The sequence below is a fragment of the Candidatus Villigracilis proximus genome (genome assembly GCF_016717045.1).
Lineage (GTDB): Bacteria > Chloroflexota > Anaerolineae > Anaerolineales > Villigracilaceae > Villigracilis > Villigracilis proximus.
The window spans coordinates 20,332-38,684 of record NZ_JADJUO010000011.1; the positions used below are offsets into that span (position 1 = coordinate 20,332).

Genomic DNA, 18,353 nt, shown 5'->3' on the forward strand with positions numbered 1-18,353 from the left:
TTTATCCATTCCTGACCTTACCCGAAAGATTAATGGATCAGCATGGATTTGTGCAGAAAAGATATGGAATAAATCGTAACCAAATTAGACGGGTCTAACAAGAGGTACAAAATGAAAATTCAACGCGTTTTCAGTGCTCTGTTTCTAGCTATCACTCTCGTACTTAGTAATGTTTCAACAGTATTTGCCCAACCTCCCTTACCTTCTTCTTTTTGGGGAACGGTGAAGTTGGATGGAGCAATTGCGCCAGCGGGGACTGTCATCTCGGCTCGCATCAATGGCATTCAGTATGCTACAACTACTGTTACGATAAGCGGGGATGCGTATTATCTCGTAAAGGTGCCGGGTGATGATCCTGCAACTTCGGATATTGAAGGCGGGGTCTCAGGGGATACCGTGGCCTTCTATATCGGTGGTTATGTGGCTGATCAGACCGGTTCATGGGTAAGCGGGCCGAATGTCTTGCTAAATTTAACAGGGTCGACAAACCACGCTCCAGTGGCCAATGCGCAACCCATTAGCGCAGATGAAGATGCGGCCAAGACTATTACTTTGACAGGCACAGATGCGGACGGCGACACATTGACCTATGTGATCGTGACCGACCCTGCACATGGAACATTAACTGGAACCGGCGCGAATCAGACCTACACTCCCGCCGCCAACTACAACGGTGCAGATAGTTTCACCTTCAAGGTCAACGACGGAACCGTGGATAGTGCCCCTGCCACTGTCAGCATCACTGTGGCCGCTGTCAATGATGTGCCGGTTGCGAATGATCAGTCTATTGACACAACCAGAAACACTTCGAAGGCTGTCACATTAACTGGCTCAGATATTGAAGGCAGCATATTGACTTATATAATCGTGACCGATCCTGCACATGGAACATTAACTGGAACCGGCGCGAATCGGACTTACACTCCCGCTGCCAATTACAACGGTGCAGATAGTTTCACCTTCAAGGTCAATGACGGAACCATCGACAGCGCTGTTGCAACAGTGAGTATCAATATCACATTCACAAATGTTGCCCCGGTCGCGAGCCCGCAGTCTGTTAGCACCAATGAAGATACGGCCAAGGCCATTACTCTGGCTGGCACCGATGCGGACGGCGACATATTGACTTATGTGATCGTGACCGCCCCAGCACATGGAACATTAACTGGAACCGGTGTGAATCGGACCTACACTCCCGCCGCGAACTACAACGGTGCAGATAGTTTCACATTCAAGGTTAACGACGGAACCGTGGACAGTGCTCCCGCCACTGTCAGTATCACCGTGACCGCCGTCAATGATGTGCCGGTAGCGAGTCCTCAATCTGTTAGTACCAATGAAGATACAGCCAAGGCCATTACTCTGGCTGGCACCGATGCGGACGGCGACACATTGACTTATGTGATCGTGACCGCCCCAGCACATGGAACATTAACTGGAACCAGTGTGAATCGGACTTACACTCCCGCCGCGAACTACAACGGTGTAGATAGTTTCACATTCAAGGTCAACGATGGAACCGTGGACAGTGCTCCTGCCACTGTCAGTATTACCGTGACAGCCGTTAATAATGCCCCGGTAGCTACTAGCCCTCAATCTGTTAGCACCAATGAAGACACAGCCAAGGCCATTACTCTGGCTGGTACTGATGTGGACGGCGACACATTGACTTATGTGATCGTGACCGCCCCAGCACATGGAACATTAACTGGAACCGGCGCGAATCAGACCTACACTCCCGCCGCCAACTACAATGGTGCAGATAGTTTCACATTCAAGGTCAACGACGGAACCGTGGACAGTGCTCCCGCTACTGTTAGTATCACCGTGACCGCCGTCAATGATGTGCCGGTAGCGAGTCCTCAATCTGTTAGCACCAATGAAGACACAGCCAAGGCCATTACTTTAGCTGGCACAGATTCAGACGGCGACACATTGACTTATGTGATCGTGACCGCCCCAGTACATGGAACATTAACTGGAACCGGTGTGAATCAGACTTACACTCCTGCCGCGAACTACAATGGTGCAGATAGTTTCACCTTCAAGGTCAACGACGGAACCGTGGACAGTGCTCCCGCTACTATCAGCATCACCGTGACCGCCGTCAATGATGTGCCGGTTGCCAATGACCAGTCTGTCAGCACAACCAGGAACACGCCAAAAGCTATTACATTGACTGGCTCAGATATAGACGGCAATTCCTTAACTTATATTATTGTATCCACTCCGTCACATGGCACTCTTAGCGGCACTGGCGCAAGCCGAACCTACACGCCGAACACGAATTACACAGGCGCAGACAGCTTCACTTTCAAGGTTAACGACGGAACGGTGGATAGCGCTGTTGCAACAGTGAGTATCAATATCACATTCTCAAATGTAGCCCCGGTAGCGAGCCCTCAATCTGTTAGTACCAATGAAGACACAGTCAAGGCCATTACTTTGGCTGGTACCGATGCGGACGGCGACACATTGACTTATGTGATCGTGACCGATCCTGCACATGGAACATTAACTGGAACCGGTGCGAATCGGACTTACACTCCCGCCGCGAACTACAACGGTGCAGATAGTTTCACCTTCAAGGTCAACGACGGAACCGTGGACAGTACTCCCGCCACTGTCAGCATCACCGTGACCGCCGTCAATGATGTGCCGGTCGCGAGCCCAGGCCGAAGAGCCGGCGGGGGGCGGGGGGGGGGGGGGGCGGGCGGCCCGGGCGGGAGGGCGGGGGGGGGGGGGCCCGCCGCCCAACGGGGCGGGCCCCGGGCACGGCGGGGCCGGGGGGGGGGGGCCGCGGGGCACCGGGCCGCCGCGGGGGGGGGGGGGGGGGGGGGCGGGGGGCAGGCGCGGCCGCGGGGCAGGGGCGCGGCGCGGGCGGGGGGGGGCGCGAGCAGGGCGGCCGGAGGGGGGGGCAGTCTGTTAGCACCAATGAAGATACAGCCAAGGCAATTACTCTGGCTGGCACCGATGCGGACGGCGACACATTGACCTATGTGATCGTGACCAACCCTGCACATGGAACATTAACTGGAACCGGCGCGAATCGGACTTACACTCCCGCCGTAAACTACAACGGTGCAGATAGTTTCACCTTCAAGGTCAACGACGGAACTGTGGACAGTGCTCCTGCCACTGTTAGTATCACCGTGACCGCCGTCAATGATGTGCCGGTTGCCAACGACCAGTCTGTCAGCACAACGAGGAACACACCCAAAGCTATTACACTGACTGGCTCAGACATAGACGGCAATTCCTTAACTTATATTATTGTGGCAACTCCGTCACATGGCACTCTTAGCGGCACTGGCGCAAGCCGAACCTACACACCGAACACGAATTACACAGGCACGGACAGCTTTACCTTCAAGGTCAACGATGGAACGGTGGACAGCACTGTTGCAACAGTGAGTATCAATATCACATTCGCAAATGTTGCCCCGGTCGCGAGCCCGCAGTCTGTTAGCACCAATGAAGATACAGCCAAGGCCATTACTCTGGCTGGTACCGATGCGGACGGCGACACATTGACCTATGTGATCGTGACCAATCCAGCACATGGAACATTAACTGGAACCGGCGCGAATCGGACTTACACTCCCGCCGCGAACTACAACGGTGCAGATAGTTTCACCTTCAAGGTCAATGACGGAACCGTGGACAGTGCTCCTGCCACGGTCAACATTACCGTGACCGCCGTCAACAATCCACCAACAGATATCTCTATATCAAAGAGTAATTTCAACGAAAATCAAGCTGTAGGTACGTTGGTTGGAACATTCTCCACTACAGATTCTGACATGAGTGACACCTTCACTTATGAATTCTGCGGGGTACTGATGATGCTTCTTTCACAATCAACGGTGATAGCTTGAAGACTGCTGTGCTTTTTGATTACGAAACTAAAAATACTTACAGCATCTGTGTCCGCAGTACAGACGCCGCCACACTTAGCGTTACCAGAACGTTTGTGATTACTGTCAATAATCTTCTGGACACGCAAACCTTTATGGATGTGCCTCAAGGTTTCTGGGCAGCTCGTTATATTCAAGCGATCTATGAAGCTGGAATCACGAGCGGTTGTACAACCAACCCATTAAACTATTGCCCTGATGCTTCTGTCACCCGGGCGCAGATGGCGATCTTCATCGAAAAGGGAATGCGCGGTTCCGGATTTACTCCTCCTGCCGCAACTGGCACAGTCTTTACAGATGTTCCACAAGGGTACTGGGCAGCCGCCTGGATCGAACAACTGGCAGCCGATGGCATCACTGGTGGATGTGGAGCAGGCGTTTACTGCCCGGATGCGGAAGTAACACGTGCGCAGATGGCCGTCTTCCTGCTAAAGGCCAAGCATGGGTCAGCTTACACTCCGCCGGCCTCCAGTGGCACAGTCTTTACAGATGTTCCACAAAGTCATTGGGCAGTCGCCTGGGTCGAAGAGTTGGCGGCTGAAGGGATTACCAGTGGTTGTGCAGCAGGACTATATTGCCCCGAGAGTTCCGTGACACGTGCCCAGATGGCGGTATTCCTTCAAAAAGTTTTCAATCTACCTCTGCCGTAGTCATCCGGCAATAAGATAATTTTCATAAAACACCCCTACAGTTAAAAACTGTAGGGGTGTTTTATTTTGGCAGATTTGATTTTCAGATTTCCAAAGATGAGCGATTCTTTTTGAGCAGTGACTGGAGCATATTTTTGTTTGCTTGTTTTTTTACTGTATACAAAATTGTAACGTTGAATTTCATAATTGTTAGGTTAATTAAGAGGAAATATCTGTATAATGATTTTGTAATAAGAAATTGATAAAGGCAAACCCAGTGAAAACTGGGGACGCAAAGCCAACGGGTCTACCGCCACAGCAAATGTGGTCATGATTGCCAGGCCGCCAGAACTTTATATATGGTTATTCCTTGGCGGACCTGAATGAATCCAGGTTCGCTTTTTTTGTTATTTTTGAACTTTACAAAGTTTGTATCGATAAGGGCAAACCCGGCGAAAGCCGGGGACGCAAAGCCAACGGGTCTACCGCCACTGATGTGGCCATGATTGCCAGGCCTCCGAAAACGAATCAGCGCGAGTTTTTGCGTTCCGGGTGCCCTTGTCAGGAGAGAAACAATGGTACCCAAATATTTTTCTAACTCCATCTGCCTTGCCATCATTTTGACACTTTGTCTGACTGCAGTTCCTGCGCCTGTTTTTGCTGCATCAAGCCGCATTGAATCTGTTGCCGTAAAAGAGCACGTCATTAAATTTTATCTTGACCCTGCTCTTGTGCCTGATGTGAACTTTGCAAAAGCAGTTCTTGGTGAATATGTGCATGATATGAATGTTATTCTGGCAAAGAACACATCCCGTCGCCTGATATTTAACCCTGAAACAGGTATTATTCTCACGAATACACAGCCTCACTCAAATCAAGCAACCCCTCCTTTGCCTGTGGAAGATTTTGAGATCTGGGTACATGCGATTCGCACGGACTATTCAATCTCTTACGGTGGATACGCCGGTATTGACGATGGCGGCGCCGGAGTTCTTGCAGGTTTAAAATGGACAAAACTCTATGACCCCAATTCACTTTCTGCGGATGAGGTGGTCGATTATTGGACACAGATCAACAATATGCTCCATGAGTTGGCGCATGTATTCGGAGCGGGGTATGGAGAATACTATAAACTTACCACCATTCAAGATGCAACCGGAGTTGCTCCTCTGCTTAATATAAACATCCTTAACCAAAACGATGCATTCTGGAGCGACAAACCCGATTTCATGACCGATCCGTTATTGAAGAACGCGGCACAAGCCATGATCGCCGGGCAACCGGCCAATCGCGCAAATCTGCTCGATTATGTTGAATATTCAAAATTGACAGCGAAGATCATTAGCAGTGATTATCGTAACGGATCTCCCACAATAGACCTTTCACAAATTAACATTAAGGTAGTTTCCACTGATGGACAGCCTCTGAATGAAGCCAAAGTTGATGTGTGGAGCGTTTTTGGTGGTTCTCCATACTCTACACAATTAATGGTGGATGATCTTACAAACGAAAATGGAGAGATTGGCTTTAGTTGGGGTGGTTTGAGCAATCCGCATAATAGTTATGATTTTTTACGCCTGATCAAAGTATATAAAGAAGGTTATGTTGCTTCAGCCAGATATTTTTCCATATTTGACGCGGATATTGAGAAACTGGTCAACGGGAATGACTTTTTGACCATCACAATTCAGTTAGGCGTAGTTGATGCAAACCCGCCATCTACATCTACTTTTGAGGATGTGGACGTGAATGCCTTCGCATCGTCGTCCATTGAACAGTTATATAATGCCGAGATCACTGGCGGCTGTTCACTTTCGCCTTTGCTCTATTGTCCAAACGATATCGTCACTCGCGGACAAATGGCGGTTTTTCTTGAGCGCAGTATGAAAGGCTCCGGTTTTTCTCCTTCTGTTGGTATGCTTAGCTTCAATGATACAGCTGATCATTGGGCACGTTATTGGATCGAAGTTCTTGCGGTTGATGGAGTGACAAGCGGCTGTGGAAATGGAAATTATTGCCCTGATAGCCCGGTGACTCGTGCTCAAATGGCGGTATTTTTATTGCGTGCCAAACATGGTGCTGATTATGCCCCATCTGCTCCTTCCGGTCTTTTGTTTCAGGATGTACCCTCCGATTATTGGGCCGCGGCTTGGGTTGAGCAATTCAGCACGGATGGAATTACAAGCGGCTGCGGCAATGGAAATTATTGTCCTGACGAGCCTGTAACACGTGCGCAAATGGCCGTCTTTCTAACCAGAGCCTTTGATCTTATTCCCTAGAAAATTTTTTATGCCGCTGTGGCAAACAGGCACTTGAGGTACGCCCCTTCTTCAAATCCAATCGGATGGTCAAGCGCGTGGCTGGTGCGTTCAATCTCTATCAATCGGCGGTTGGATTCTCTGGCGGATTGGTGGATGGCATCAAAAAAGGATTGAGCATCAATGCGGCTGGAACAGGAAGCCTGCACCAACACCCCGCCAGAGCGCAGCACACTTAACCCGAGCCTGGTCAGCTTTCTATAAGCAGCCAGCCCCGCTGCAACTTGACTCTGATTCTGCGCGAACATGGGCGGGTCGATGATGACAAGGTCGAAGAACCTCTTTTGTGATTCCATGCGGGCAAGAACTTCAAAGGCATCTTCGGCAATGGTTTCGTGTACAGCAGATTTTACTGTGGGGATATGCAGGTTATGTGAAAAGTTATTGATTGCAGCTTGTATGGCGGGCGCACTGATATCTACGCTGACGATTTCTTTTGCGCCGCCGCGAGCGGCATAAACTGAGAATCCGCCAGTGTAAGCGAATACATTTAGCACAGATTTCCCCTTGGATAATTTTTCAACACGAGCACGGTTTTCACGTTGGTCGAGAAAGAAGCCCGTCTTTTGCCCGTGGATCGGGTCACACTCAAAGGTTAGTCCATTTTCTTGAAACAGAAGCAGGCCTTCGGACGGGTGACCCGTGAGCGTCATCCCATCTTCGAGTCCATATAAGAATCCGCTTTGTTTATTTAATGAGCGGCTAAGCCGCAATATCAATCTTTTGGAGGGATGGACCTGAGCGAGCGCGGAACAAAATTCTTTAAGATGGGGGATCCAACTTGGGCTGTAAATTTTTAAGACAAGAGTCTCTGCATAACGATCAATGACCAATCCGGGCAGGCCGTCATTTTCGCCATGGATGAGTCTGTAGCCATCGGTGAGTTGTTGTGTGAGTGGTTTTCGAATCTGGCTGGCTGCCATGATCTTTGTTTGAAACCAGTTTTTGTCAATTATGGCGGGCTGCCGATGTTGAAGGATGCGCACGCGAATGGATGAGGTTGGATCATATAAGCCGATGGCAAGGAAGCGGCGTTTGTTGTCGAAGATGACCGCGAGATCGCCGGGGGCACCCTGGTGACTTTGTTCGATAATGGCTTGATCGAAGACCCAGGGGTGGTTTTGGCGCAGGGCGCGTTCTGCCGGCGCGCTGACTCGCAATGCGATGCGCTTTGACGCCGGACTTGGAAGTTGAGATAGCAGGGAGTTTGTCATGGCTTTTTTTGTTTGAAGTATGGTTCTGATTTTATTGATAAAAAAGAAAATCTTCATTTTCTGCGCACGAAGCGATCATTGCCCCGATTTAATTTCGGATAATGTCTATTAGACATTATCCGAAATTACTTACAAGCATCATCGTGATATTTCCTGATTTTAGCGGACTAAGTTTTTTGAATCAGTCTGAAGAGAAATTTTTATATTTTTGCAGTTAATTTTTTGAGGGTTTTTTGTTACAGAAAACCTTCATCTTTTTTTCTTGCGCCAAATGTTAATACTGCTTCCAAAACACCACCGCCGACTGCCAGCGCTTTATCAGAGACCAGCGTACAAAGCGCGGGGTCATTACGTCGATCTACATCACCGATCTTCATTCCGCGTGTCACATGATGGCCGGGGCGGATTAATCCGCGCAGCACACCTGTAAATGGGCTAAAGATCGAAGAAATTTTCGCTTTCATCATCCGGTTCGATTTCGCCAATAAATTGGCCTTCTTCCAAATGTTCTCCGATATTCACTGAAGAGATTAATACGCCATCGTGTGACGCTCTCAGCACGCGTCTTCTGTCTCCATCAGGTTCACCGCTATCTTCCTGTGCCGACCCGCTCCAATACACGCGCCCCAAGGTATGTCCGCGGCGGGTTTCTATTACAGCGTGGCAATTCTCACCGGCGCAGAATCCAGGCCCCAGTCCGATATGAAGCGGAATGTTTACATCCAGATGTTCAGGCGGAACTTTTAATAGCCGCGCATCCACCACAAAAGTTGATTGTGGACTTGTCAAAAATTGATTGCGGAGAATATTTGCCTGCGGATCAACCAATACTGGAATTTCACCCGCTTCCAACGTAACCTGAAACTGATCTGGCGATACTAGACGCGCGGTCGTCCCTTCAACAGTTTGTGCTCCCTCATAAACAGCCTCAGAAAATGAAACAGTCCGGCGAACAGCCAAAGGTTTTTCCAACTCAATGATGACCAGTTGAAAACCGGCGCGGTGTAAACGTAGAGCTACGCCGCTTGCAAGGTCGCCCCCGCCGCGTAAAACGATTAAATTGCTCATGGTATCTCCTGTGGGGATCATGCGAGGCGCCTGTTCTTGAAGTAAAAGACCAAACGCGTAAAGAGTTACATAAAAGAAAATAAAGAAAGTTGAGAATACGCTGATGAAAATAATGGACTGCATACTCGGATGAGATGCATAATACATGAAATCACGTAAACGCTCAAGTGGATGAAAGAACATGTCCCATGAATTCCAGCGTAGAAAACGCCCGATGTAAATTCCGAGGCTGCATAGTACACCCGCGGTGAAAACAAATATCCAGCCTGCCGCGCGCCCAAACTGACGGCGTACAATATCATGCATTAGAAACATCGAAACCACGCCGAGCAGCAGGCCTGTCCATGCGAACCAGATCAATAAGAGTGTGTCGAACCATAGCGGCACATCAGGCTTGGGATACCCCAAATGTTGCAGGTCTGTCAGAATATAAGGCGCATTTGGAAAGAAAAGCATCCATAAGACAGCCACCACAGGTACGGTAAATATCAGAAACCTGCGTTTCCATGAAAAGATCGAAGCTGTGTAGGCCAGTCCAAGCGGAATCCATGCCAGAAAAATATTCCAGATCAAAAATGCGTAATCCAGCGATCCGCTGATCAAAGTCCGCACGCGGAATAATACCAGTGAAAGTAATGTCGCCCCGCATAGCAAAGCAAAGACTGTCATCCGAAATTTATAGGGCTGTAGGTGAGTATAAAGTTTTTTCATGAAATACATCTCCAAATTGTTTTTCGCCAATTGTAGTCAGCCCAGCCTTCAATGCCTCTCAAAACCTCGCAAAATTCCCGCTGTTATTTTTTACTTTACACTCACATTCTGCTCCTGCAATAAATGCGCAAAGGAATACAAGGTGAGATATACAAACAAATAAAATGCCGCAAATAAGATCGTAAATGCCACCAGTCGTTTGGAGGGGTCAATCGCCAGGCCAAGAATTGTGACCACGATCTCAGTTGGGTCGTCTAGTAAATCCCATGAATTAAAGCGTACAAAACGTCCCAGATATACGCCAAAACTGCTCAAGCCTGAAACGAAGAGAACAAAAGCCCAGCCGAACCAGCGTCCAAAAGTGCGCTGGACGATATCGTGCATTAGGTAGAGTGAAACAAGGCCGAGCAGCAGACCTGTCCACGAAAACCAGACCATCACAATCACGTCATACCAAACCGGCGCGCCGGATGTCTCTTTGGCAAGATGTTGTAAATCTGTCAAAATATAGGGAGCATTGGGGAAGAAGAGCAGCCAGAGAAACGCGGTGAAAGGCAGTACAAAATATAAAAGCGGTTTTTTCCAGGATAGGGCATACGCCAGATAAGCCAGCACAAAGGGAATCCAGGCCAGAAAAAGATTCCATACCAATCCTGTGTACCGTCCTGTATCACTGTATGTAATGCGCGCTGCTACCAGCAGTACGCAAATCACCGAAGCCGATAACATCAGTCCAAACATCGACAACTTATAGCGATTGCGTTTAATAAAATTTTGAGTTGTGTTTATCATATTTTATATTCATCCGGAGCGAAGCCAAAGGAAAACCATCGCAATCTATTTCATCTCGCGGAAGAATCCAATCATATCGATTTCGCCCGGCGAATGATCGAAATCCGTCAGCATTACCGCGGCTTCGCTTCTGTGCTGTGTGCCATGATTAACTACATGCACCATCGCGTGCCAGAGGATACTTTCCATTTCATTGCCTTGTGTGGTCTTGAAGTAAAAAGGTGCATTCAATTTCTCATCGCTTAGGCTTTCCACAAATGCGTTGAGCGCAGTTTCTTCTTCCAGCCAGCGTGCTTGCAGTGACGCGCATGTCGGGAAGTCCTCCGGTTTCATCCGTTGGGACGGTGATTCTCCCAGCCAGCGCTTGCGCCAGATCCATTCTGCAAAAAGCGTATGTGTCAATGTGCTTCGCAGCCCGCCATGTGGATATGAAGCGGGTGCCAGAAATTGTTCTGCGGTTACCTGTGCGGCAGTATCCAGAATACGTTTGTTCGCCCAGTTATTGTATTGGCAAAGACTTGAATATCTTGTTTATTCATTTTGATGAACCTCCAATCTCTTTATAAACTTTCTATGTTCCTGTGCTGTAAAGATCTATCTGGATAGAAAATCCAGCAGGATCGGGTTTACAACTTCAGGTTTTTCGTAATGCGGAATATGTCCACAGTTCTCGATTGCATGAAACTCTGCGTGTGGCATGGCCTGCATCACAGACCGGCTGTATTCAAAGGGTACGGTCTTGTCGTTTATGCCCCAAAATAGCAAAGTGGGCTTTTGCAGATTTCCAGCGCGCGTATAAGTTTCGTAAAAAGAATCAAGCATCCCATTCCGCATCGTGGATAAGATCGCACGCTTAAATCCCTTGAATTGCATCTGTATCTTATATTGCGATTGAAAATGTTCCACCGACTCAGGGTCAAACAGATCAGATGCGATTGCTTTTACCATACTCATGCTTCCAAACAGACCAAGCGCCAGCTCGCCCAAAATGGGCAGTTTCATTGCTTTTAGAAACCAAGCCAATGACACGCGCCTTGCACCCGCCGGGGCGATCAACACCTGTTTGCGGACGTACTCGGGGTATTCGTAGACAAACGATGTTGTGATTACTCCGCCCATTGAAAGCCCGATCAAGTTAACTTGTTTAAGTCTCAGTGCATCGAGCAAGTCTTTGAGCTGCCGCACAAAAAGGTGAATGTCATAGTTGACATTGGGCTTGTCTGAATATCCACGGCCTATAAGATCATACCGTAATACGCGAAAACCTGAATTGACCAGAAAATCGAAAGTGTTGTCGAAAATAAAATATGGGACGGAGAATCCATGCACAAGCACAACGGGCGGCCCATCTTGCGGCCCGCTTAATTGATAGTGGGTGACTCCATCTGTAAGCGGAATAAACGAACCATGCGCTGTTTGGCGTGCGGTTTCATCGAGTATTTTTGTTTCATCAAAATAGGGAAATGACATAATCTTTTTTTATCACGGGGGCAGACTTTGCGTCTGCCCCTGTTTTTGTACCCCTTACAAAAAAGCCTATCTTATTGTTCCAAGCGCCCGCAAAACACGTTCAGGGGTGAATGGGAATGCATCGATCCAGATGCCAATTGCATCGTGAATGGCGGCGGCGATGGCTGGCGCAACTGGCAGCAGGGGCAATTCGCCAAGTCCACGCGCACCCCAGGGGCCATTGGGATCAGGAACCTCCACAAGAACCGACTCGACAGATTCGGGAATATCCAAGATGGTCGGGATGAGATAGGTGCTAAATTGATCGGTCAGCACGCGGCCATCTTTTGTTTTGTAATCTTCGAGTATCGCATAGCCATGTGCTTGTACGACGGCACCTTCAATCTGACCGACAACGAGATCAGGGTTGATCGCCTTGCCAACATCATCTGCAGAGACGATGCGAATCACGCGTATATGGCCGGTCTGTGTGTCTACTTTCACTTCGGCGGCTTGGGCCACATAAGAATACGAAAAATTCGGCATGGAATATCCAGTATCGTGATCGAATGGGGTGGTGCGCGGTGCGAGATATTTAAATTCTGCAATGGCGGGGCGCTCTTCCAGATCCCATTTCTTTAACGCTGCTTCTGCCGCGCCTTTGATCGAGTTGCCAGCCATAAAGGTTAAACGGGATGCCGATGCCGAGCCGGGATTACCCTGTGTGGCAGAGTCGGAAGTTTTGAGCTCCACTTTATCTTCCGAAATTCCGAGTACCTGCGCTGCCATTTGGATCATGACCGTATGTGTACCCTGACCAACTTCTGCTCCGGCATGATGTACCACGACGCGATCCATTTTTCCGTTGCCGTGGATTTCCACTTTCGCCCAGCAGTTTTCCTGATAGCCAAAAGAGAAGCCTACATTTTTAAATCCAGTCGCAAACCCCTGCCCACGGACGATGTGAGAATCGGTTTTTTTCTTTTTTGTTTTTAATTTCTTCCAGCCGAATTTATCACGTGCGGCTTCAATACATTCCACAATGCTCACCGTAGCCGGGACGGGTGTGCCAACTCCCATAGTGTCGCCATCGCGCAGTGCGTTCTTTAATCTAAACTCAACCGGGTCTATGCCGAGTTTTTCAGCGAGTTTGTTCATTTGCAGCTCGGCCATGAACAGGGCTTGTGGTGCGCCAAAGCCGCGAAAGGCGGCGCTGGGAACATTGTTTGTATATAAGCCGTAGACGTCTGTTTTTACGTTGGGTACAAAATATGGTCCGGTGGATGTAATGGCTGCGTTGCCAAGTACTTTGTTGGTGGTATACATGTACGCGCCGCCGTCACCGATCAATTCATTTTCCATGGCGATCAACTTGCCGTCTTTGGTCGCGCCCCATTTTGCGTTGATGGTGATCGGGTGACGTTTGCCATGTCCGATCATCGACTCGCGGCGAGACCAAATGATCTTGACAGGTTGTTGCAGTTTCCAGGCGGCCAGTGCGATCACAATTTGCACCGACATGTCTTCACGTCCGCCGAATGCGCCGCCGATGGCGGGATAAATGATGCGGATCATTTCATCAGGCAAGCCTAGTGCGTGCGCGATGGTTTCGCGGTCGGCGTGAGTCCATTGGCCGCCAGACTCAATTGTGACGCGGCCTTCTTCGTCAATATAGGCCAGTCCTGCTTCAGGTTGAAGATAGGCGTGTTCCTGTACCGGCGTGTAATATTGACCTTCGACGATCACATCTGCTTTTGCAAAGGCTGCGTCCACATCGCCCTTGCGAATCTTGTAATGCACGCAGACGTTAGTATCGCCTCTGTCAGGGTGGAGGATGGGCGCATCGGAGCGCAGAGCAGCTTTCGGGTCCGCAAGAATCGGGAGGTCTTCATAGTCCACTTCGATCAGTTTGACGGCGGCTTCTGCCTGGGCTTCCGTCTGCGCTACAACGACGGCTACCTGATCGCCAATAAAGCGGACGATGTCTGTGTATGGTTTGCTTGATCCGGGTCCGCATAGAACGGGTTGGTCGGGAATTTGCAATCCATATTCATTGACCGGGATATCTTTTGCTGTATAAACTGCGGCAACGCCCGGCGCGGCTTCCGCTTTGTCTGTGCGGATGTTTTTGACGCGGGCGTGCGGACGCTCGGCAAAAGGATTTTCATATGCAGCATGCCCCTCATGGTAAGGTCACCAGAGTAAAGCGTGCTGCCTGTTACTTTTCCGCGCGCGTCAATGCGGGGCAGTGATTTACCGACAGATTGTTCTGACATAATTTCCTATCGTGTGTATTTCTTTGTTTTGATATTGGGCGGAGGTGCATCGGTGGGGCCATAGCGTGAAGGGCCGGTGAAGCTATAGATCAATGCGTAGACCAGTGATATGATACCGCCAAGGAAGACCATGAAAATGATGCTGGCGACTGCCATGGCGTAAAAGTTTTTTATGCTGACGATGGGTCCAAAAATAGCCATAAGTCCACTGGATTTGTAGAAGAAATCCGGCAGACCGGGCTTGCCCATTAATTGATAGGGGATGGGCCAGTTGTGTTCAACCCCGTAGTTGATGGTTTCAACCCCGGCCGCAATTGAAATGGCAGGGATAATCAGCATCATGAAACAACCAATACCACGCCAGATCGCGTGCGGACCTTCATTCTTGGGCGCAGTTCTAATGCGTGACGAGCTTCTGTACTTTCCCATTAAATACCTCTTATTTTTTCGTTTTGCTTGCGTCTTCAATGGCTTTTACGATCTTGTAATAGCCTGTGCAGCGGCAGAGATTTCCAGTGATGGCTTGCTCGATCTCATTATGTGTGGGTTTGGATTTTTCTTCCATTAATTTTGCGCCAGACATCAAAAAGCCCGGTGTGCAATATCCGCATTGGACGGCGCCATGTTTGACAAAGGCTTCCTGTACAGGATGCAGTTCTTCGCCATTGGCCAGCCCTTCAATGGTGGTGATCTGTGCGCCGTGCGCGCGGGGTGCAGGCACAAGGCAGGACATGACCGCCTTGCCGTCCATGAAGACAGTACACGCGCCGCATTCGCCCTCGGCGCAGCCTTCTTTGGTGCCGGTTAACATGCCTTCTTCGCGCAGCAGACGCAGCAATGTTTTATTATGTCCGCTGGTGAAGGAATAGTTCTTTCCATTAATGGTCGTTTCAATTGGCGAGGATGGAAAGTCACTCGTGGTCTGAGCTCGTGCTCTGTGGTCTCTTTTGACTGTAACAGAACCGGCTTCTTTGGCATTCCATCCTGTTCGGTTTCGTTGAGGATCGTGGTCAGAGCGCGGGCGGTAATGACTTTGACCATTTCAAGGCGGTAGGCTGCGGAACCGCGCACATCGTCAATCGGATGCGCGGCTTGCATGGCGAGTTCTGCGGCCTGGGCGATATTTTTTCTATTGAGTTTTTTCTGTGCGAGGAATTTTTCCGCTTCTTCTGCGTGACCGATGACCGGGGTGACGGCTCCCAGAGTGATGACTGCCGATTTGACAGTGCCCTCTTTCAGATTAAGAATGATCGCGACATTGACGAGGGAAATGGCCTGGGCGCGGCGTAAGGCCAGTTTGATGAAGGTTCCACGCTGGGATTTCTTCATGGCCGGGAAGGAAATATCGACCAGCATTTCATCGGCTTGCATCACCGATCTGCGGACGCCGGTATAAAATTCATTTAATGGGACGGTTCGTTCGCCGCGCGTGGAGAGCAGGGTCACACTTGCGCCGAGTGCCATTAACGGAGTGATCGTGTCGTTGGCCGGCGAGGCGGTGATCAGATTACCCGCGATGGTGCCACGGTTGCGGATCTGCGGTGCGCCGACTTCCCATGCCGCGCGTGCCAGTGGATAGGCGCTTTTGCGGATGAGCTTGGATGCGGCGCAGTCGTTGTGAGTGACAAGGGGGCCAAGATGAATGATATTGTCTTCATCAATAATGATCTGGTCAAGGGTTGGGATGCGCGAAACGTCGATCAGGGTATCGATGCCCTTTTTTACGCCGCGTTCGAGTCCGAGGATGAGGTCTGTGCCGCCTGCTACGATGCGGGCGCGTTCTTTCTTTTCCCTAAAATTTTTAATAACTTCATCTATGGATGTTGCATTGATATAGTTTTGCCACATAGGATACATAAAACCCTAAAGGCCTTTAAGGCCTTTAGGGTTTTTCATTTTATTGTCCGCTTCCGGTAACAACTTCGGAGCGGCGCTCAAAAGTTTCCACAGCAAGACGGGCAAGGGTGGTCAGGTTGCGAATGGCGGCTGGTAATGCTGCTTCGTCGCTCAGGCTGGCTTCCACATTATCAAGCGCGCTGCTGACCTGTTCACCGAGGGTGAAGAATGTAACATCGAACTGATAGATCGCTTCGAGTTCCTTTTCGTTGATCTTCACGGCATCGAACAAGCCGGAGTATCCGCGCGCGGCTGTGGTGATCTTGTCAATAAAAGTGCGCAAAGCGAGTGCGGCCTTTTCCATATCATCGACATATTTGATCATGCCATTGTTGACAAGCTCAACCTGTAGGTTGGATGCGCGTCCCCAATATTCTTCAAAGCGGCGCGCTACTGTTTCACGCAGAACTTTGTCTGCGTCGCGGCGGTTTTGTCTTTCAATGTAGCCGCTGAAACCGGGAATGTACGAAAGTAGTTTTTTGAACGGGTCGATCTGTCCACTTACTTTTTCAAAAAAATCACTCATGTGAGCCTCCTGCCATAATATACGTGTATTTGTCCAAATCGTCTCATGATGTTTACATTATATCGTTTAATTCCAGTTATAATGAGATTATCATTATTTCTCAGGAGCTTACAATGTCAGATCAGATTCAAGAATTACTTAACCTCGTTGACAACAGTTTATCTGTTGACGGTGCAACCGTGAAAGTGCTGGATGCGGCGAAATTCAGAAAGAACATCGGAAAATTGGTGGAACGTTCTGCAACCGCTTCAGACTCATCCGCTGGCTGGTCCCGTTACCTTATCCGTGCCGCCGCTTTGGAATTGGGCGTGTACGCCGCATCCATTCATGAGCTTTATCTCGCCCGTGGACGCGGTGAAGTACCCATGACCTTTACCACACCCGCTTTCAACTTGCGCGCCTTGTCCTTTCATGCGGCGAGCGCCATGTTTCGTGCGGCGAATAAGATCAATGGCGGCGCATTCATCTTTGAACTCGCACGCTCGGAGATGAGCTACACTGCGCAGCGTCCTTCTGAATATGCGACCAATATTCTGGCCGCTGCTGTGGCTGAAGGATTTGTCGGGCCGGTCTTCATTCAAGGCGATCACTTTCAGGTTTCTGCCAAAAAGTATGCAACCGATGCACAGGCTGAATTGCAGGCCGTGCGTGACTTGTCCATCGAAGCCATGGCTGCGGGTTTCTACAACATTGATGTGGATACATCCACACTTGTAGACATTCATTTGCCGACTGTCGCTGAACAGCAGGCATTGAACTGCAAATTATCTTCGGAACTTTCCGCGTTTATTCGTGAGAATGAACCGGCCGGCGTGACCATTTCCATTGGCGGTGAGATCGGTGAAGTGGGTACTGTCAACTCTACCGAGCCGGAATTGCGCGCTTATATGGACGGCTACAATGCCGAAATGAAGAAACTTGCTCCAGGCAAGCCTGGCTTGAGCAAGATCAGCGTGCTGACAGGCACTTCGCATGGCGGCACTGTTCTCGCGGATGGTTCACTCGCTGAAGTGACCATTGCCTTTGATGTGCTGCGTGACCTGAGCCGTGTTGCCCGCAATGAATATGGCATGGGCGGCACTGTGCAGCACGGTGCTTCCACCGTGGCTGAAGAAAACTTCAACAAATTCGTTCAGAACGAAGCGATTGAAGTACACCTTGCCACCAACTTCACTACCATGTTCTTCGATAACGTTCCCGCTGATTTCAAAAAGGAAATGTATGCGTGGCTGGATGTCAACTCAGCGGGTGATCGTAAACCCGGCATGACCGATGAGCAGTTCTATTACAAGACGCGCAAGAATGCGGTAGGTCCTTTCAAAGCAAAATCCTATGCTCTCCCTGAAGAAGCCAAAGCCAAATTGATTGCTGCATGGGAAGCACAATTTGACATGCTCTTTAATTTGCTCGGCGTGAAAGATACAAAGAATATGTGACAAAATACATCACATCGGCCAAGGTTGCTCCCGAACTTGCTTACTATGTCAAGGCTGATGTTGCCGCTGAAGATGTCAGCGACCTGGCGGATTAGTCTGTAAAAAAAGTGAAGCGGATGGC

The 18,353-nt window shown here is 49.5% G+C and carries 15 protein-coding genes, 1 pseudogene and 2 riboswitches; of the genes and pseudogenes, 5 read left to right on the plus strand and 11 right to left on the minus strand.

Annotated elements, in window-relative coordinates; all coding sequences use genetic code 11:
• Positions 1 to 111: 111 nt before the first annotated feature.
• From IPL71_RS13345 to IPL71_RS13360, 4 genes are all read left to right on the plus strand, one after another.
• Positions 112 to 2,994 carry an Ig-like domain-containing protein gene (locus IPL71_RS13345; RefSeq protein ID WP_345322354.1) on the plus strand — a complete coding sequence of 961 codons (2,883 nt, stop codon included), beginning with the start codon at positions 112 to 114 and terminating at the stop codon, positions 2,992 to 2,994.
• Positions 2,961 to 3,878: an Ig-like domain-containing protein gene (locus IPL71_RS13350; protein WP_345322736.1), complete on the plus strand. Its 918-nt coding sequence runs from the start codon at positions 2,961 to 2,963 to the stop codon at positions 3,876 to 3,878. Before IPL71_RS13345 ends, IPL71_RS13350 begins: the two co-directional genes overlap by 34 nt.
• Positions 3,875 to 4,567: an S-layer homology domain-containing protein gene (locus IPL71_RS13355; protein ID WP_345322355.1), complete on the plus strand. Its 693-nt coding sequence runs from the start codon at positions 3,875 to 3,877 to the stop codon at positions 4,565 to 4,567. The genes IPL71_RS13350 and IPL71_RS13355 overlap by 4 nt, the downstream gene beginning before the upstream one ends.
• Positions 4,568 to 4,803: 236 nt before the next feature.
• Positions 4,804 to 4,896, plus strand: a riboswitch (cyclic di-GMP riboswitch).
• 82 nt (positions 4,897 to 4,978) lie between these two features.
• A riboswitch (cyclic di-GMP riboswitch) is annotated at positions 4,979 to 5,068 on the plus strand.
• Positions 5,069 to 5,121: 53 nt separating this feature from the next.
• The gene (locus IPL71_RS13360) at positions 5,122 to 6,825 is read left to right on the plus strand and encodes an S-layer homology domain-containing protein (protein ID WP_345322357.1); all 1,704 of its coding nucleotides are present in this window, start codon (positions 5,122 to 5,124) and stop codon (positions 6,823 to 6,825) included.
• Positions 6,826 to 6,833: 8 nt separating this feature from the next.
• Here the strand turns inward: IPL71_RS13360 and IPL71_RS13365 are convergent, their stop codons facing one another.
• The 11 genes and pseudogenes from IPL71_RS13365 to IPL71_RS13415 all read right to left on the minus strand — a co-directional run bounded on the left by IPL71_RS13365 (position 6,834) and on the right by IPL71_RS13415 (position 16,796).
• Positions 6,834 to 8,078 carry a class I SAM-dependent rRNA methyltransferase gene (locus tag IPL71_RS13365; protein ID WP_345322359.1) on the minus strand — a complete coding sequence of 415 codons (1,245 nt, stop codon included), beginning with the start codon at positions 8,076 to 8,078 and terminating at the stop codon, positions 6,834 to 6,836.
• Between the two features lie 236 nt (positions 8,079 to 8,314).
• The gene (locus tag IPL71_RS13370) at positions 8,315 to 8,545 is read right to left on the minus strand and encodes a hypothetical protein (RefSeq protein WP_345322361.1); all 231 of its coding nucleotides are present in this window, start codon (positions 8,543 to 8,545) and stop codon (positions 8,315 to 8,317) included.
• Positions 8,514 to 9,857, minus strand: coding sequence for a DUF1361 domain-containing protein (locus IPL71_RS13375; protein WP_345322362.1), 1,344 nt, complete (start codon positions 9,855 to 9,857; stop codon positions 8,514 to 8,516). Before IPL71_RS13375 ends, IPL71_RS13370 begins: the two co-directional genes overlap by 32 nt.
• Positions 9,858 to 9,947: 90 nt before the next feature.
• A complete protein-coding gene (locus tag IPL71_RS13380; protein WP_345322364.1) occupies positions 9,948 to 10,649 on the minus strand; it encodes a DUF1361 domain-containing protein in 702 nt (233 codons plus the stop codon).
• Positions 10,650 to 10,694: 45 nt separating this feature from the next.
• Positions 10,695 to 11,156, minus strand: a pseudogene (locus IPL71_RS13385) (DinB family protein); the annotation flags it as partial.
• Between the two features lie 87 nt (positions 11,157 to 11,243).
• Positions 11,244 to 12,119, minus strand: a complete 876-nt coding sequence (locus IPL71_RS13390; RefSeq protein WP_345322366.1) for an alpha/beta fold hydrolase — start codon at positions 12,117 to 12,119, stop codon at positions 11,244 to 11,246.
• Between the two features lie 66 nt (positions 12,120 to 12,185).
• The gene (locus tag IPL71_RS13395; protein WP_345322738.1) at positions 12,186 to 14,222 is read right to left on the minus strand and encodes a xanthine dehydrogenase family protein molybdopterin-binding subunit; all 2,037 of its coding nucleotides are present in this window, start codon (positions 14,220 to 14,222) and stop codon (positions 12,186 to 12,188) included.
• A 158-nt stretch (positions 14,223 to 14,380) separates the two neighbouring features.
• Entirely contained in the window at positions 14,381 to 14,803 is a 423-nt protein-coding gene (locus IPL71_RS13400) for a hypothetical protein (RefSeq protein WP_345322367.1), read from the minus strand.
• 10 nt (positions 14,804 to 14,813) lie between these two features.
• Positions 14,814 to 15,212 (minus strand): (2Fe-2S)-binding protein, encoded by a 399-nt coding sequence (locus tag IPL71_RS13405; protein ID WP_345322368.1) that lies wholly within the window; start codon positions 15,210 to 15,212, stop codon positions 14,814 to 14,816.
• Positions 15,179 to 16,222, minus strand: coding sequence for an FAD binding domain-containing protein (locus IPL71_RS13410; RefSeq protein ID WP_345322370.1), 1,044 nt, complete (start codon positions 16,220 to 16,222; stop codon positions 15,179 to 15,181). The genes IPL71_RS13405 and IPL71_RS13410 overlap by 34 nt, the downstream gene beginning before the upstream one ends.
• 49 nt (positions 16,223 to 16,271) lie before the next feature.
• Positions 16,272 to 16,796, minus strand: a complete 525-nt coding sequence (locus IPL71_RS13415; protein ID WP_345322372.1) for a hypothetical protein — start codon at positions 16,794 to 16,796, stop codon at positions 16,272 to 16,274.
• 113 nt (positions 16,797 to 16,909) lie between these two features.
• Here IPL71_RS13415 and IPL71_RS13420 point away from each other — a divergent pair, with 113 nt between their 5' ends.
• Positions 16,910 to 18,232, plus strand: a complete 1,323-nt coding sequence (locus IPL71_RS13420; protein ID WP_345322374.1) for a class II fructose-bisphosphate aldolase — start codon at positions 16,910 to 16,912, stop codon at positions 18,230 to 18,232.
• The last annotated feature ends 121 nt before the right edge of the window (positions 18,233 to 18,353 follow it).

Excerpts from the sequence above, each read along its gene's own strand:
- IPL71_RS13370 (WP_345322361.1), bottom strand. The coding sequence starts at position 8,545 with ATGATGAAAGCGAAAATTTCTTCGATCTTTAGCCCATTTACAGGTGTG.
- IPL71_RS13400 (WP_345322367.1), bottom strand. The coding sequence starts at position 14,803 with ATGGGAAAGTACAGAAGCTCGTCACGCATTAGAACTGCGCCCAAGAAT.
- IPL71_RS13365 (WP_345322359.1), bottom strand. The coding sequence starts at position 8,078 with ATGACAAACTCCCTGCTATCTCAACTTCCAAGTCCGGCGTCAAAGCGC.
- IPL71_RS13345 (WP_345322354.1), top strand. The coding sequence starts at position 112 with ATGAAAATTCAACGCGTTTTCAGTGCTCTGTTTCTAGCTATCACTCTC.
- IPL71_RS13390 (WP_345322366.1), bottom strand. The coding sequence starts at position 12,119 with ATGTCATTTCCCTATTTTGATGAAACAAAAATACTCGATGAAACCGCA.
- IPL71_RS13410 (WP_345322370.1), bottom strand. The coding sequence starts at position 16,222 with ATGTGGCAAAACTATATCAATGCAACATCCATAGATGAAGTTATTAAA.
- IPL71_RS13360 (WP_345322357.1), top strand. The coding sequence starts at position 5,122 with ATGGTACCCAAATATTTTTCTAACTCCATCTGCCTTGCCATCATTTTG.
- IPL71_RS13420 (WP_345322374.1), top strand. The coding sequence starts at position 16,910 with ATGTCAGATCAGATTCAAGAATTACTTAACCTCGTTGACAACAGTTTA.
- IPL71_RS13380 (WP_345322364.1), bottom strand. The coding sequence starts at position 10,649 with ATGATAAACACAACTCAAAATTTTATTAAACGCAATCGCTATAAGTTG.
- IPL71_RS13415 (WP_345322372.1), bottom strand. The coding sequence starts at position 16,796 with ATGAGTGATTTTTTTGAAAAAGTAAGTGGACAGATCGACCCGTTCAAA.
- IPL71_RS13375 (WP_345322362.1), bottom strand. The coding sequence starts at position 9,857 with ATGAAAAAACTTTATACTCACCTACAGCCCTATAAATTTCGGATGACA.